13 protein-coding genes are annotated in these 13,650 nt (G+C 70.7%); 12 read left to right on the top strand and 1 reads right to left on the bottom strand.

Annotated features, from left to right (window positions below; translation table 11 throughout):
- The first annotated feature begins 1 nt into the window (after position 1).
- The 8 genes from cobN to cobJ all read left to right on the top strand — a co-directional run bounded on the left by cobN (position 2) and on the right by cobJ (position 9,672).
- The gene (gene cobN / locus P7F68_RS09330; RefSeq protein WP_277832593.1) at positions 2–3,772 is read left to right on the top strand and encodes a cobaltochelatase subunit CobN; all 3,771 of its coding nucleotides are present in this window, start codon (positions 2–4) and stop codon (positions 3,770–3,772) included.
- On the top strand, positions 3,769–4,788 hold the full coding sequence (locus tag P7F68_RS09335; RefSeq protein ID WP_277832595.1) for a magnesium chelatase ATPase subunit I: 1,020 nt from the start codon (positions 3,769–3,771) through the stop codon (positions 4,786–4,788). The genes cobN and P7F68_RS09335 overlap by 4 nt, the downstream gene beginning before the upstream one ends.
- Positions 4,789–4,799: 11 nt before the next feature.
- Positions 4,800–5,453: a vWA domain-containing protein gene (locus P7F68_RS09340; RefSeq protein WP_277832597.1), complete on the top strand. Its 654-nt coding sequence runs from the start codon at positions 4,800–4,802 to the stop codon at positions 5,451–5,453.
- A gap of 42 nt (positions 5,454–5,495) precedes the next feature.
- Complete coding sequence (locus tag P7F68_RS09345) at positions 5,496–6,176, top strand: energy-coupling factor ABC transporter permease (RefSeq protein WP_002938641.1); 681 nt, start codon at positions 5,496–5,498, stop codon at positions 6,174–6,176.
- 73 nt (positions 6,177–6,249) lie between these two features.
- On the top strand, positions 6,250–7,485 hold the full coding sequence (locus P7F68_RS09350; protein ID WP_277832600.1) for a cobalamin biosynthesis protein CobG: 1,236 nt from the start codon (positions 6,250–6,252) through the stop codon (positions 7,483–7,485).
- Positions 7,485–8,114, top strand: a complete 630-nt coding sequence (locus tag P7F68_RS09355) for a precorrin-8X methylmutase (RefSeq protein WP_002938645.1) — start codon at positions 7,485–7,487, stop codon at positions 8,112–8,114. The genes P7F68_RS09350 and P7F68_RS09355 overlap by 1 nt, the downstream gene beginning before the upstream one ends.
- A 2-nt stretch (positions 8,115–8,116) precedes the next feature.
- Entirely contained in the window at positions 8,117–8,914 is a 798-nt protein-coding gene (cobI, locus tag P7F68_RS09360; protein WP_002938647.1) for a precorrin-2 C(20)-methyltransferase, read from the top strand.
- Positions 8,911–9,672 (top strand): precorrin-3B C(17)-methyltransferase, encoded by a 762-nt coding sequence (gene cobJ, locus P7F68_RS09365; RefSeq protein ID WP_277832604.1) that lies wholly within the window; start codon positions 8,911–8,913, stop codon positions 9,670–9,672. Before cobI ends, cobJ begins: the two co-directional genes overlap by 4 nt.
- Here cobJ and P7F68_RS09370 read toward each other — a convergent pair.
- Complete coding sequence (locus P7F68_RS09370; RefSeq protein ID WP_277832605.1) at positions 9,636–10,445, bottom strand: cobalt-precorrin-6A reductase; 810 nt, start codon at positions 10,443–10,445, stop codon at positions 9,636–9,638. The two genes, cobJ and P7F68_RS09370, sit on opposite strands and share 37 nt — an antisense overlap.
- Here P7F68_RS09370 and P7F68_RS09375 point away from each other — a divergent pair.
- Genes P7F68_RS09375 through cobF form a run of 4 tightly spaced genes read left to right on the top strand, consistent with a single transcriptional unit; the run spans position 10,444 to position 13,640 of the window.
- Positions 10,444–11,664 carry a bifunctional cobalt-precorrin-7 (C(5))-methyltransferase/cobalt-precorrin-6B (C(15))-methyltransferase gene (locus P7F68_RS09375; protein WP_002927855.1) on the top strand — a complete coding sequence of 407 codons (1,221 nt, stop codon included), beginning with the start codon at positions 10,444–10,446 and terminating at the stop codon, positions 11,662–11,664. The genes P7F68_RS09370 and P7F68_RS09375 overlap by 2 nt on opposite strands.
- The gene (locus tag P7F68_RS09380) at positions 11,661–12,047 is read left to right on the top strand and encodes a cobalamin biosynthesis protein (protein ID WP_002927856.1); all 387 of its coding nucleotides are present in this window, start codon (positions 11,661–11,663) and stop codon (positions 12,045–12,047) included. The genes P7F68_RS09375 and P7F68_RS09380 overlap by 4 nt, the downstream gene beginning before the upstream one ends.
- Positions 12,044–12,868, top strand: a complete 825-nt coding sequence (gene cobM / locus P7F68_RS09385) for a precorrin-4 C(11)-methyltransferase (RefSeq protein ID WP_002927859.1) — start codon at positions 12,044–12,046, stop codon at positions 12,866–12,868. The genes P7F68_RS09380 and cobM overlap by 4 nt, the downstream gene beginning before the upstream one ends.
- Positions 12,855–13,640, top strand: a complete 786-nt coding sequence (gene cobF, locus P7F68_RS09390) for a precorrin-6A synthase (deacetylating) (RefSeq protein ID WP_002927862.1) — start codon at positions 12,855–12,857, stop codon at positions 13,638–13,640. The genes cobM and cobF overlap by 14 nt, the downstream gene beginning before the upstream one ends.
- Positions 13,641–13,650 lie beyond the last annotated feature (10 nt).

Consider the following 13,650-nt stretch of genomic DNA (forward strand, 5'->3'; position numbering starts at 1 on the left):
CATGCACCTGCTGGCGGCACAGGCCGGAGGCTTCGTGGAGGACGACGCGGTGGTCACGCGCATCGCGCAGGACCCGGCTGACATCGTCATCCTCAGCGCTGCCGACACAACCCTGGCCCTGCTCGCCGCGGCCTGCCCCGGGGAGGGGTTCCCGAGCGTGCGCCTGGCCAACCTCCTGCATCTGCGTCAGCCTGCGTCGGTGGACCTCTACCTCGACGAGGTGCTGCAGCACGCGCGGGTGGTCGTCATCGACCATCTCGGCGGTGAGAGCTACTGGCCCTACGGCACCGAGCAGGTTGGCCAGGTGTGCCGGGCACATGGCATCGCGTTGGTGATGTTCTCGGGCGATGCGACCGAGGACACCAACCTGCTCATGAAGGGCAGTGTCGACGTCGAGCTTGCACGCACGCTATGGCGCTACCTGCGCGAGGGCGGGCCGGCGAATGCGCGCAATTTCTATCGTTTCATCGGTGCGCAGTTCTTTGGCCTGGATGATGTGCCCGAACCGCCGCGCCCCTTGCCCGCGGTGGCGGTCTTCCATCCTGCGCACGATCTCGGGGCGCTCGCGCACTGGCAGGCCGACTGGGAGGACGGTGCTCCCTGCGTGCCCGTGCTGTTCTACCGTGCCCATCTGCAGGCCGGCAATACCGCCGCCTTCGCCGCCTTGTGCGCCGCCTTGCAGGCGCGCGGCATGAATCCGCTGCCGCTCGCCGTAACCTCGCTCAAGGATCCGCAGTGCATCGACAGCCTGCGTGCGCTGGCGACCGAGCAGGGCGCAGCGCTCATCCTCAACACCACCGCGTTCTCGCGCGCCGCGCTCGATGAGCCCGGCGACCATGCGCTTGCGGGCGACGTGCCGGTACTGCAATTGGTGCTCTCCGGCGGCAACGAGGCACTATGGCGCGCCGACCCCCACGGGCTGGCGCCGCGCGACATCGCCATGCACATCGCCATGCCCGAGGTCGACGGCCGCATCATCACGCGTGCGGTGAGCTTCAAGGGGCTCGACCACCGCTGCGAGGCGACGCAGAGCGACGTCGTGCAGTACCGCCCCGAGCCCGGGCGCATGGATTTCGTGGCCGAACTGGCGCAGCGCTGGTGCCGGTTGCGCACCCTGGCCAACGCTGACAAGCGCCTTGCCCTCATCCTCGCCAACTACCCGGTGCGCGACGGCCGGCTGGGCAACGGCGTCGGCCTCGATACCCCGGCCTCGGTGCTCGCCATTCTCGATCGCCTGCAGGCCGAGGGCTACGCGGTGTCCGACCGTCCTGCCGACGGCGAGGCGCTGATGGCGCAGCTGCGCGCGGGCATCACCAACGACCCCGACAACTGGGCGCTGCGACCGGCGCAGCAGAGCCTGGCGCTGGCCGACTACCTGAGCTTCCTCGAGTGCCTGCCGGCGGCCTGCCGTGAGGCCATCGTCCAGCGCTGGGGGGCGCCCGAAACCGACCCGATGCTGCGTCAAGGGCGCTTCATGATCGCCGGCCTGCGCTGCGGCCAGGTCTTCGTTGGCATCCAGCCCGCGCGCGGCTACCAGCTCGACCCGATGGCGAGCTACCACGATCCCGACCTCGTGCCGCCGCATCATTACCTTGCCTTCTACCTGTGGCTGCGCGCGCACTGGCGCTGCGACGCTATCGTGCACGTGGGCAAGCACGGCAACCTGGAGTGGCTGCCGGGCAAGAGCGTTGCGCTGTCCGAGACGTGCTGGCCGGATCTGGTGTTCGGGCCGATGCCGCACCTGTATCCCTTCATCGTCAATGATCCGGGTGAGGGCACCCAGGCCAAGCGCCGTGCGCAGGCGGTCATCATCGACCACCTGATGCCGCCGCTGACGCGTGCCGAGAGCTACGGCCCGACGCGCGACCTCGAGCGCATGGTCGACGAGTACTACGAGGCGGTCATGCTCGACCGCAGCCGCGCCGACCTGCTGCGCCGCCAGATCCTCGACCACATCCTGCGCCACGACTTGCACCGCGACCTCGGCCTGGCCGCGCCGGCCACGACCGAGGACGAGCAGCTGCTGCTCAACCGTACCGACGCCTACCTGTGCGAACTCAAGGAGGCGCAGATCCGCGACGGCCTGCACGTGTTCGGCCATTCGCCCACCGGCCGCCTTCGCCGCGACACGCTGCTCGCCCTGGCACGCCATCCTGCTGGCGACGGGCAGGGCGCGCGCCAGGGGCTGACGCGCGCGCTCGCAGCCGATCTCGAACTCGGTACGGGCTTCGATCCGCTCGATGCCGACTGGGCCGCAGCCTGGGAGGGGCTGCGCCCGGCGGCGCTGGCGCAAGTGGATGCAGGCGCATGGCGCACCACCGGCGATACGCGCGAACGTCTCGAATTGCTGGCCTTGCAGGTGCTCGATCACGGCCTGCCCGCTGCAGATGACATGGCCTGGCCGGCGACGCGTGCCGTGCTTGCGCGCATCGACGCCGAGCTCAAGCCGCGTCTCGATGCCTGCGGCGAGCAGGAGCTGTACCAGCTCATGCGCGGCCTGTGCGGGCGCTTCGTGCCGGCCGGGCCGAGCGGGGCACCGACCCGCGGCCGGCCCGACGTGTTGCCCACCGGGCGCAACTTCTATTCGGTCGATACCCGCGCCGTACCGACCCAGACAAGCTGGACTCTGGGCCTGCGCTCGGCCGAGCGCCTGGTCGAGCGCCATGTCCAGGAGCATGGCGATTTCCCGCGTGCCATCGGGCTGTCGGTGTGGGGCACGGCAACCATGCGCACCGGTGGTGACGACATTGCGCAGGCCTTCGCCCTCATCGGCGTGCGTCCGAAATGGGCCGACGGCAGTCATCGCGTGAGCGACTTCGAGATCCTGCCGATGTCGCTGTTCGACCGCCCGCGCATCGACGTCACGCTGCGCGTGTCGGGCTTCTTCCGCGACGCCTTCGCCAACGTCATCCGCCTGTTCGACGCCGCGGTGCAGGCGGTCGCCGCGCTCGACGAACCCGCCGATGTGAACCCGATCCGCGCCCGCATCCTGGGCGAGGCGAGTGCGCTCGAGGGGCGCGGTTTTGCCTCCGCCGAGGCTCGCCGTCAGGCCGGTCACCGTGTCTTCGGTGCCAAGCCCGGGGCCTATGGCGCGGGACTTCAGGGCCTGATCGAAGGCCGTAACTGGGATAGCGATGCCGACCTGGCCGCCGCCTACCTCACCTGGGGTGGGCACGCCTACGGCCAGGACGACTATGGCACCCCCGCAAGCGACAGCTTTGCGAAGCGGCTGGCCGGAATCGACCTGGTCATGCAGAACCAGGACAACCGCGAGCATGATCTGCTCGATTCCGATGACTACTACCAGTTCCAGGGCGGCATGAGCGCGGCGGTACGCCACCTCTCGGGCAAGCAGCCGGCACTGTACTTCGGCGACCACAGCAACCCCGGCTCGCCGGCGATCCGCTCGCTTGCCGAGGAGATCAGCCGCGTCGTGCGCAGTCGCGCGACCAACCCGAAGTGGATCGAGGGCGTGATGCGCCACGGCTACAAGGGCGCGTTCGAGATGGCGGCGACGGTGGACTTTCTGTTTGCCTTCGATGCCACCGCGCGTGTCGTCCGCGACGACCAGTACGCCCGTGTCACCGACGCCTATCTGGAGGATGCCACTGCCCGCGACTTCCTCCAGCGCCACAACCCCGAAGCGCTCGCCGGCATCTGCGAGCGCCTGCTCGAAGCCATGGACCGAGGCCTGTGGCAGTCGCCCGGCGACTACCGTGGGCGTGTCGAGCAGCACTTGCTCGCTGCCGAACAGCGTGTGGAGGAACGATGAGCCCTGGTGCCAGCGTCGGCCTGCCGCCGGCCTTTCCCTTCGTCGCCCTGCATGGCCAGTCTGCGCTGCAGACGGCCTTGCTGCTGTCTACAGTCGATCCGCTGATCGGCGGCGTGCTGGTGGAGGGGCCGCGCGGCACCGCCAAGTCGACCGCCGCACGCGCGCTGGCAGCCCTGCTGCCGGGCGGGCGCTTCGTCAATCTGCCACTGTCGGCCAGTGAGGAACAGCTGGTGGGTACGCTCGACCTCGAGGCTGCCCTCAAGGCCGGCGACGTACGCTTCCGTCCCGGCCTGCTGGCGCGCGCACACGAGGGCGTGCTCTATGTAGACGAGGTCAATCTGCTCGCCGACGGTTTGGTGGATCTGCTGCTCGACGTGTGTGCGAGCGGTATCAATCACGTCGAACGCGACGGCATCAGCCACGTGCATCCGGCGCGCATCACGCTCGTTGGCACGATGAACCCGGAGGAGGGCGAGCTGAGGCCGCAACTGCTCGACCGCTTCGGCCTCTTCGTGCGTATCGGCAACGCCCTGGCGCCGGCTGCGCGCGAGGCCATCGTGCGTGCCCGCCTCGCCTTCGACGCCGATCCGGCGGGCTTCGTCGCCAGCCATGACGAAGCCCAGCGCATGCTCGGCGCACGTATCGTCGCGGCGCGTGCCGCGCTGCCGGCCATCGGCTTCGACGACCCGACCCATGCTGCCGTGGCGGCACGCTGCCATGCCGCGGCAGTGGAGGGGGTCCGCGCCGACCTGGTGATGTTGCGTGCGGCCCGAGCCCACGCCGCGCTCGAGGGGCGCACGCGCATCGAGGTCGCCGATGTCGATGCGGTCGCCGAGCTGGTGCTCGCCCATCGACGCCAGGACGACGCCGAGCGCGCAGCGCAGCCGCCGGCGCCTGCACCGGCCACTGATCAGTCGCCGCCCGCCAGCGGCGAGGACTGGGGGGCGCTGCCTGCGCAGGACGTACCCATTGCTGCAGTCAAGAACGTGAGGCCGCTCAATGCAAAAAAGCCCTGACGCGTCTCGCAGTGCCCGGCAAGGGGGCTGCGGGACGCGCGCCGAACGCGCCGCGGCGCGCACGCGGGTGGCGCGTTGCCGGTGGCCGCATCGACTGGCCGCGCAGCCTTGCCGCCAAGGGGGTCGGCGTGCTCGAGCCCGCCCACCTGCGTCGTCGACTGCGCCCCGTGGGCAGCGCGTGCCTGCACTGCCTGGTGCTCGATTGCTCGGGCTCGATGCTGAAGGGGCGCCGTCTGGCGCTCGCCAAGGGTTTGCTGCTGGCGTGGACCGCTCAGCTCTACCGGCGGCGCGAGTCGCTCGCTGTGATCGGCTTCTCGGGCACTGCGGCGCGCGTGCTGCAGCCGCCGCGCAAGGCGGTCGCCTTCAACACGCGCTGGATCGCGCCCGTCGCCGGCGGCGGTGGCTCACCCGCCGCTTCGGCGGTGGTGCTCGCCGACCGCATGCTCGCCAGGCGTCGGCGCGCACAGGCAGGCGAGACAGTCCATCTCTGGCTGCTGTCGGACGTGCGCTTTGCCAGCCTGCCGCCGCGCCCGGTACATGCCACGCACTGCAGCGTCATCGATTTCGACGAGGGGCCGTTCGCCCTCGGTCGTGCGCGCCAGCTCGCGCAGCTTTGGGGTGCGGAGCATCTGTCCGCATCCGCTTTCGCGTCGGCCCTCGGCTGACGTTTCGTTCCACCACCCGTGCCTGAATCAGGAGAAAACACCATGCATATCGAACCGGGTATCGTCGAGGGCAGCAAGATCCTGCTCAGTTATGGCACCGCTGCGGCGGCCATCGGTTTTGCCGGCAAGCTCGTCGTGGATGCCGTCAAGCGTGACGGAGCAGCGGCAATCATGCTGCGCGCCGTGCTTGCCACCGCCCTGGTCTTCGCCTTCTTCGAGATCCTGCCCACGCAGGAAGTCGGCGTTTCCGAGGTCCACCTCATCCTTGGCTCTACGCTGCTGCTGCTCTTCGGCGCGGCGCCCACGGCGATCGGCCTGGCGCTGGGGCTGCTCGCCCAGGGGCTGTTCTTCGCTCCCGACGACCTGCCGCAGTACACGATGAACGTCACCACCTTGCTGGTGCCGCTGTTTGCCATCGCTGCGCTCGCACGCCGCATCATCCCAGCGAACACGCCCTACGTGGACCTGAGCTATGGCCAGGTGTTCAGGCTGTCGCTGGCCTACCAGGGCGGCATCGTCGCCTGGGTGGCGTTCTGGGCGCTCTATGGCCAGGGCGTGGGCGCGGACAACCTGAGCAATGTGTTCAGCTTCGGTGCTGCCTACATGCTGGTGGTCGTGCTTGAGCCGCTCGTTGACCTTGGCGTGCTCGCCGCGGCGAAGGCGCTTCATCAGCTCAAGGGCAGCATGGCTGTCGACAAGCGCCTGTACGAAGGCGCGCGCTGAGCTCGGGCACAGCCTCCGGCGGCGTGACGATTCGGCGCTGGAGGCGTGCCGCCTCTGAACTGGCAGACTGAAGATGACAGATAACGCGACCGCGCTGGCAGGAGCCCGCGTCGGGACGATGGCTGCGCCGCGCGTGCAGGGCTGGTGCCCGGGCGCGCTGCGGCCGATGATGTCGGGCGATGGCCTGGTACTGCGACTGCGTCCGCGGCTCGCCCGCTTCACCCGCGACCAGATCCTGGGCATCTGCGCGGCAGCTCGCAGGCATGGCGCCGGCCTGGTTGACCTTACCAGCCGCGCCAACCTGCAGGTACGCGGCGTGCCCGAAGCGGCCTGGCCGCAGCTGCTCGACGCCTTCGGCGAGCTCGGCCTGCTCGACGCCGATGCTCGCCTGGAGGGGCGGCGGAACCTGCTGGTGGCGCCCGATTGGGTGGCGGGCGACGACACCGAGCGCCTTGCCGTCGAGCTGGCGGGGCGCCTGGATGAACTCCCCGACCTGCCGGCCAAGGTCGGCTTCGTGATCGATGCCGGCGACGCGCCCCGGCTGCTCGGCGACCCGGGCGACTTCCGCATCGAGCGTGGCGAACAGGGTGGCTTGATCCTGCGCGCCGCAGGGAGGGTGCAAGGCGTTGAGGTCACTGCCGATGCAGCGGTTGACGCACTTATCGCCCTCGCTCACTGGTTCGCGGCAAGTGGCGGCGCTGCCGCCGGGCGCATGGTACGCCACCGGGCACCCCTGCCAGCCTGGGCCTGCGGAGCGCTGTTGCCTGCTGCTGCGGCAGCCCGCCTTGCCCCGGGCGCGCATCCGCTGGGGTGGGTATGCAGCCTGCCGTTCGGCCAGGCCGATGCGGCTGCGCTGGCCGATGCCGTGGTCGCGAGCGGCGCCAAGGCCGTGCGGATCACGCCTTGGCGGCAGCTGCTGCTCGAGGCGGCCCGGTCCGGTGTTTCTCACAAGCTCGACAGCGCCTGTACCGACAGCGACGCGTTGGCGGCAGCCGGCTGGCAGGTCGAAGCCTGCGCAGGCGCGCCGTATTGCGTGCAGGCGGGCGTCGACACCCGCGCGCTCGCGCTGCGCCTGGCGGCAGCAGCTGCGCAGGGTGGCCTGTCGCTGCCTGCGGCACTGGCGGATGCGCCGCGCCTGATCCACGTCTCCGGCTGCGCCAAGGGGTGCGCACACGCGGGCCCTGCAGCCATCTGCCTGACCGGTCGCGGTACGGCCTTCGATCTTGCCTTCGACGCCCGTCCCGGCGAGCCCGTGCACGCGGCGGGGCTGAGCCCGGCTGCCGTGCTCGAGCGTCTTGGAGTTCATTGATGCCCCATGTATTCGAAACCGACGGTGCGGCGATCTACCGCCAGTCCTTCGCCATGATCCGCGCCGAGGCCGAGCTCGGCCGTTTCGATGCCGATGAGGAGCCGGTCGCGGTGCGCATGATCCACGCTGCGGGCATGGTCGGGCTCGCGCCGTTCATCGAGTTCTCGCCCGGCTTCGCCGTCCGTGCGCGGGCCGCACTCGCCGCCGGAGCACCGATCCTGTGCGATGCGCGCATGGTGTCGGAGGGCATCACCCGCGCGCGCCTGCCGGCGGACAACGTCGTGCTGTGCACGCTGTCCGATCCGGCCGTGGCCGGCATGGCGCAGGCCATGAGAACAACCCGCTCGGCCGCTGCGCTGGAGTTGTGGCGGCCTCATCTGGAAGGCGCCGTGGTGGCCATCGGTAACGCGCCCACCGCGCTCTTCCATCTGCTCAACATGCTCGAGGACACCGCCTGCCCGCGCCCGGCGGCCATCATCGGCTGTCCGGTCGGCTTCGTCGGCGCGGTCGAGTCCAAGGATGCGCTGTGGGATGCGCTGCCGGTGCCGAGCTGCATCGTGCGTGGCCGGCTGGGCGGCAGCGCGATCACCGTCGCGGCCGTCAATGCGCTCGCGAGTCGCAAGGAATGACAATGTTAAAGATCACCCCTTCCGTGATGGAACGCGTGCCGGCCGACACCCTGGGCGGCGCGCAGGCTGCGGCCACCGCGCTCGGCACCATCCATGGCGTTGGCCTCGGGCCTGGTGCGCAGGACCTGCTGAGCGTCCGCGCCGACCGTCTCGTGCGCGGCACCCGGCATGTAGCCTATTTCCGCAAGGCCGGGCGTGCCGGGCGTGCGCGGCGCATCGTCGAGGGTATGCTGCGTGACGACGTGGTCGAGTTTGCGATGGAGTACCCGGTCACCACCGAGATCCCCTTCAGCGACCCGCGCTACAACGCCCTGCTCGCCGAGTTCTACGCGGCATGCATCGAGCGCCTGCACGCCATTGCCCGCAGCGGCGAGGACGTGGTGGTGCTGTGCGAAGGCGATCCCTTCTTCTACGGCTCCTTCATGCACCTGTACGCACGTCTGCAGGGCGTGGTGCCGGTGCGCGTGGTGCCGGGCATCACCGGCATGTCGGGGGCATGGACGGTGAGTGGCACGCCGATCACCTGGGGCGATGACATGCTCACCGTGCTGATGGCCACGCTGCCGGAGGAGGATCTCGCGCGCCGTATCCGCGACACCGATGCGCTCGCGGTGATGAAGGTCGGACGCAACCTGCCCAAGCTGCGCCGCGCAGTGGCTGCGGCCGGGCGCGAGGACGAGGCCTGGCTGGTCGAGTACGCGACCATGCCCGAGGAGCGCGTGACGCGCCTGCGCGACGCCAGCGATGCCACGCCGTATTTCTCGATCCTGCTCATCCACGGCCAGGGGCGGCGTCCATGAGCGGCTGGCTGGCAATCGCCGGGCTCGGCCCGGGCGGGCAGGCGCTGGTGACACCGCAGGTGGCCGCCGCCCTCGAGGCCGCCAGCGACGTGGTGGGCTACTTCCCCTATGTGGACCGGGTGCCGGTGCGCGCCGGCCAGGCCCGCCATGCCTCGGACAATCGCGAGGAGCTGGCGCGCGCCCGGCACGCGCTGGCCTTGGCCGCATCCGGTCGTGGGGTGGTGGTCGTGTCCTCGGGCGACCCTGGCGTGTTCGCCATGGCGTCCGCGGTGTGCGAGGCGCTCGAGCATGGGCCGGCCGCCTGGGGCGATGTCGAGGTACAGGTGCTGCCCGGCATCACTGCGATGCTGGCTGCCAGTGCGCGTGCCGGCGCCCCGCTTGGGCATGACTTCTGCGCCATCAACCTGTCCGACAACCTCAAGCCGTGGACGCTGATCGAGCGCCGCCTGCGCCTTGCGGTCGAGGCCGACTTTGCCATCGCGCTCTACAACCCGCGCTCGCGGTCGAGGCCCGAGGGCTTCGCGCGCACGCTCGCGGTGTTGCGCGAGGTGTGCACGGACGACCGCCTGATTCTCTTCGCGCGCGCGGTGAGCACACCGGACGAGCACCTCGAGGTGGTCCCGCTCGGCGCTGCGCACGCCGAGATGGCCGACATGCGCACCGTGGTGATCATCGGCTCCAGCCTGACGCGGCTGCTGCAGCGTCCGGCCGGCGCCTTGCTCTACACCCCGCGCGCCACCCCGGGGGTAGCGCCGTGACCCAGCCAGGCGAGTACCGCGTCCACCTCGTGCACCTCTGTGCGCGCGGGCAGGACGGGGCGCTGCACCATCAGCACCGGCACGCCGAGTTGGCGCGCCGCGGCGAGCTTGGCGCTCGCGCCCTCGCCGCCGGCGTTCTTGCTGACGACGAGTTCGATACGGTGGCGCTGCAGCAGCGCGAGGTCGCCGGCGACATCGAAGGGACCGCGGTCGACCACCACGTGGTGGTCGGGCAGCGGGATCGGTGCGGCCGGCGGGTCGACCAGGCGCAGCACGTAATGATGCTGGGGCTGCGCGGCGAATTCGGCCAGGTGCATGCGGCCGAGCGCGAGCAGCACCCGGCGGGGCGCACCGCCAAGCGCAGCGACGGCGGACGGCATGTCGGCGACCGTTTGCCAGCGGTCTCCAGCCTGCGCGGTCCATGCCGGGCGGGTGAGGGCGATCAGCGGCACGCCCGCCTGGCGGGCTGCAGCGATCGCATTGGCGCTCATGCGCGCGGCGAAGGGATGGGTGGCGTCAATGAGGTGGGTGATGCGTTCGTCCGCCAGGTAGCGCACCAGGCCGTCGACGCCGCCGAAGCCGCCGACGCGCGTCGGCAGGGGCTGCGGGCGGGGCGTCTGCACGCGCCCGGCGTAGCTGTAGCAGGCCCGTATGCTGCTTGCTGCGAGCACTTGAGCGAGCGCGCCGGCCTCGGTGGTACCGCCGAGGACAAGGACATTGGGAGCGTGCTTGGGGGAGACTCTGGGGAGGGGCTTGTGGTGGAGATCGGGCATGGATGAATCGCGCAGCCCTGCGTGGCTGACCATCGTCGGAGTCGGCGAGGATGGCATGGCGGGGCTGGCCGAGGCAAGCCGCGCTGCGCTCGCCGGTGCCGAGTTCGTGATCGGGGCGCAGCGCCATCTCGGCCTCGTGCCCGCGGTCGCCAGCCCCGATGCCGAACGCATCGAGTGGCCGGTGCCGTTTGCTGACGGCATCGAGCGGCTGCTCGCGCTGCGTGGCCGGCGGGTGGTGATGCTGGCCTCGGGCGACCCCTTCTGCCTGGGTGGCGGCAGCGTGGTTGCGCGCCATCTCGCCGTTGGCGAGTGGACCGCGCTGCCTGCGCCTTCGGTGTTCAGCCTTGCTGCGGCTCGCCTGGGCTGGCCGTTGGAGCGCACCGTCTGCGTGGGCCTGCATGCGGCGCCGCTCGGCCGGCTGCGCGCGCAGTTGGCGCCGAGGCTGCGCATGCTCGTCACCCTGCGCGATGGCGCGGCCGTCGCCAGCCTGGCGCACTGGCTGGTGGCGCAAGGCTTTGGTGCCAGCACGCTGCATGTGCTCGAAGCCCTCGGCGGCGTGCGTGAGCGCACGCGTACCACCCTTGCCGCAGGCTACGCATTCGCCGATGTGGCGCATCCCGTGGTGGTGGGCATCGAGGCCGCGGCTGAGGCCCGCGATGTGGTGCCGCGCGCGTGCGGCCTGCCTGATGGCTTGTTCGAGCATGACGGCCAGATCACCAAGCGGCCGATGCGCGCGCTCACCCTGTCGGCCTTGGCGCCGCGGCCCGGCGAGCATTTGTGGGACATCGGCACCGGGTCGGGATCGATCTCGATCGAGTGGCTGCTTGCCCACCCTGCGAATGCGGCCACAGCCTTCGAGGCCGACCCGCGGCGTGCGCAGCGCGCGCGCAGCAATGCATGCGCGCTTGGCGTCGACTGCCTGCAGGTCATCGAGGGGCGCGCGCCGGCCGTGCTCGATGGCCAGCCCTTGCCCGATGCCGTATTCGTTGGCGGCGGGCTGTCGGCGGCGTTGCTCGAGGCCTTGTGGGCCAGGCTACGGCCGGGCACGCGCGTGGTCTGCAACGCGGTGACCCTGGAGTCGGAGGCCTTGCTCGCACAGTGGCAGGCTGTCCATGGCGGTACGCTGCTGCGCATCGAGCTGGCCGAGGCGGCGGCGCTCGGCAGTCGCCGGGGCTGGAAGTCGGCCTACCCGGTCGTGCAGTGGAGCACCTGCCGATGATCGTCGCTGGCTTCGGCTGCCGGGCAGGGGCGTCTGCTGCCGCCTTGCAGGCCGCGCTCGACGCGGCACTGGTCACGGTGCGTGCACGCCGCCCCGGTCTGCCGGGCCCCGATGTGCTGGCGGCGCCGCTCGACCGCCTTGCCATGCTCGAGCCGCTGGCTGATGCGCTCGGGGCCCGACTCGTCGGTGTCGATGAAGTTGCCTTGCGCGGGCAGCATACTCCGACGCGCTCGCTTCGCATCCTCGCCGTACGCGGCTGTGGCAGTGTCGCCGAGGCCGCGGCGCTGGCCACGGCCGGACCGCTATCGCGCTTGCTTGTCGCGCGGCACATTTCCCCCGACCGCAGCGCCACATGTGCGCTCGCCCAAGGATCCCAGACATGACCATTCACTTCATCGGCGCCGGACCCGGCGCCCCCGACCTGCTTACCCTGCGCGGACGCGACCTCATTGCCGCATGTCCGGTCTGCCTGTACGCCGGCTCGCTGATTCCCGAGGCCGTGCTCGGCCATTGCCCGCCGGGCGCGCGCATCATCAATACCGCCCCGCTGTCGCTCGACGACATCGTGGCCGAGATGCAGGCCGCGCATGCGCGCGGGCAGGACGTTGCCCGCCTGCATTCTGGCGATCTGTCGGTGTGGTCGGCGATGGGCGAGCAGTTGCGCAGGCTGCGTGCGCTCGGCATCCCGTACACGGTGACGCCAGGCGTGCCTTCGTTTGCGGCTGCGGCTGCCAGCCTGGGGACCGAGCTGACCCTGCCGGGGATTGCGCAGTCGGTGGTGCTCACGCGCACGCCCGGGCGCGCGAGCGCGATGCCGGCCAGCGAGAGCCTTGGCCATTTCGCCGCCACCGGCGCCACGCTGGCCATCCACCTCTCGATCCACAACCTGGCGGGGGTCGTCGCCAGCTTGCTGCCGCACTACGGCCCGGCCTGCCCGGTGGCGGTGGTGTGGCGGGCGAGCTGGCCGGAGCAGCGTATCGTGCGTGCGACGCTGGAGAGCATCGCTGCTGCCGTGGATGAGGGCATGGAGCGTACCGCGCTGATCCTGGTCGGCCCCGCGCTGGCAGCCGAGGGCTTCGACGAGAGCCGGCTGTACGCGCCGGACTACGAACGCCGCTTCCGGCCGCAGTCGGCGCTTGCCAACAGCCCGACGGCAGCGCCGGCGGATGAAGGCCGGGGCGAGAGGCAGCATGCGGGCTGTTGAGGACGTTGACGCGGCGCTCGAGCTGCAGCTGGTCGGCATCGGGACCGGCAATCCGGCACACCTGACACTGGCGGCGATCGAGGCGCTCAACCAGGCCGCGTTGATCCTGCTGCCGCGCAAGGGCGAGGACAAGCTCGAACTGCTCGACCTGCGTCGCCATATCTGCGCCCGCGTGCTCGACGGGCCGGTGCGGATCGTCGAGTTCGACCTGCCGCAGCGCGCTGCAGACGGCGATTACCTGGCAGCGGTGGCGGACTGGCATGAGGCGATCGCCGCAGAGTGGCTGCGTCAGATCGATGTGCACCTGCCAACCGGCGGCGGCAAAGTGGCGCTGCTGGTATGGGGCGACCCCTCGCTCTACGACAGCACGCTGCGCATCGCCGCTCACGTGCAGCACGAGCGCCCGCTGCACGTGTCGGTGGTGCCCGGCATCACCAGCCTTCAGGTGCTCACCGCGGCGCATCGTATCCCGCTCAATGACGTCGCTGCCCCGGTCATGATCACAACCGGCCGCCGCCTGCGCGAACAGGGCTGGCCGGTCGGCGCCGATACCGTGGCGGTGATGCTCGATGGCAACTGCGCCTTCACGACCCTGGAGGGCGCTGGCATCGAGATCTGGTGGGGTGCCTACGTCGGCATGGCGCAGCAGGCCCTGGTCGCGGGCCCGCTCGGCGAGGTCGCGGACCAGATCGTGCGCCTGCGTGCGCAGCTGCGCGCCCGCCACGGCTGGATCATGGATATCTACCTGCTGCGCCGCCGCAGTCGGGGCTGAGCGCCCAGCG

The organism is Thauera mechernichensis, from assembly GCF_029588855.1.
GTDB classification, from domain to species: domain Bacteria; phylum Pseudomonadota; class Gammaproteobacteria; order Burkholderiales; family Rhodocyclaceae; genus Thauera; species Thauera mechernichensis.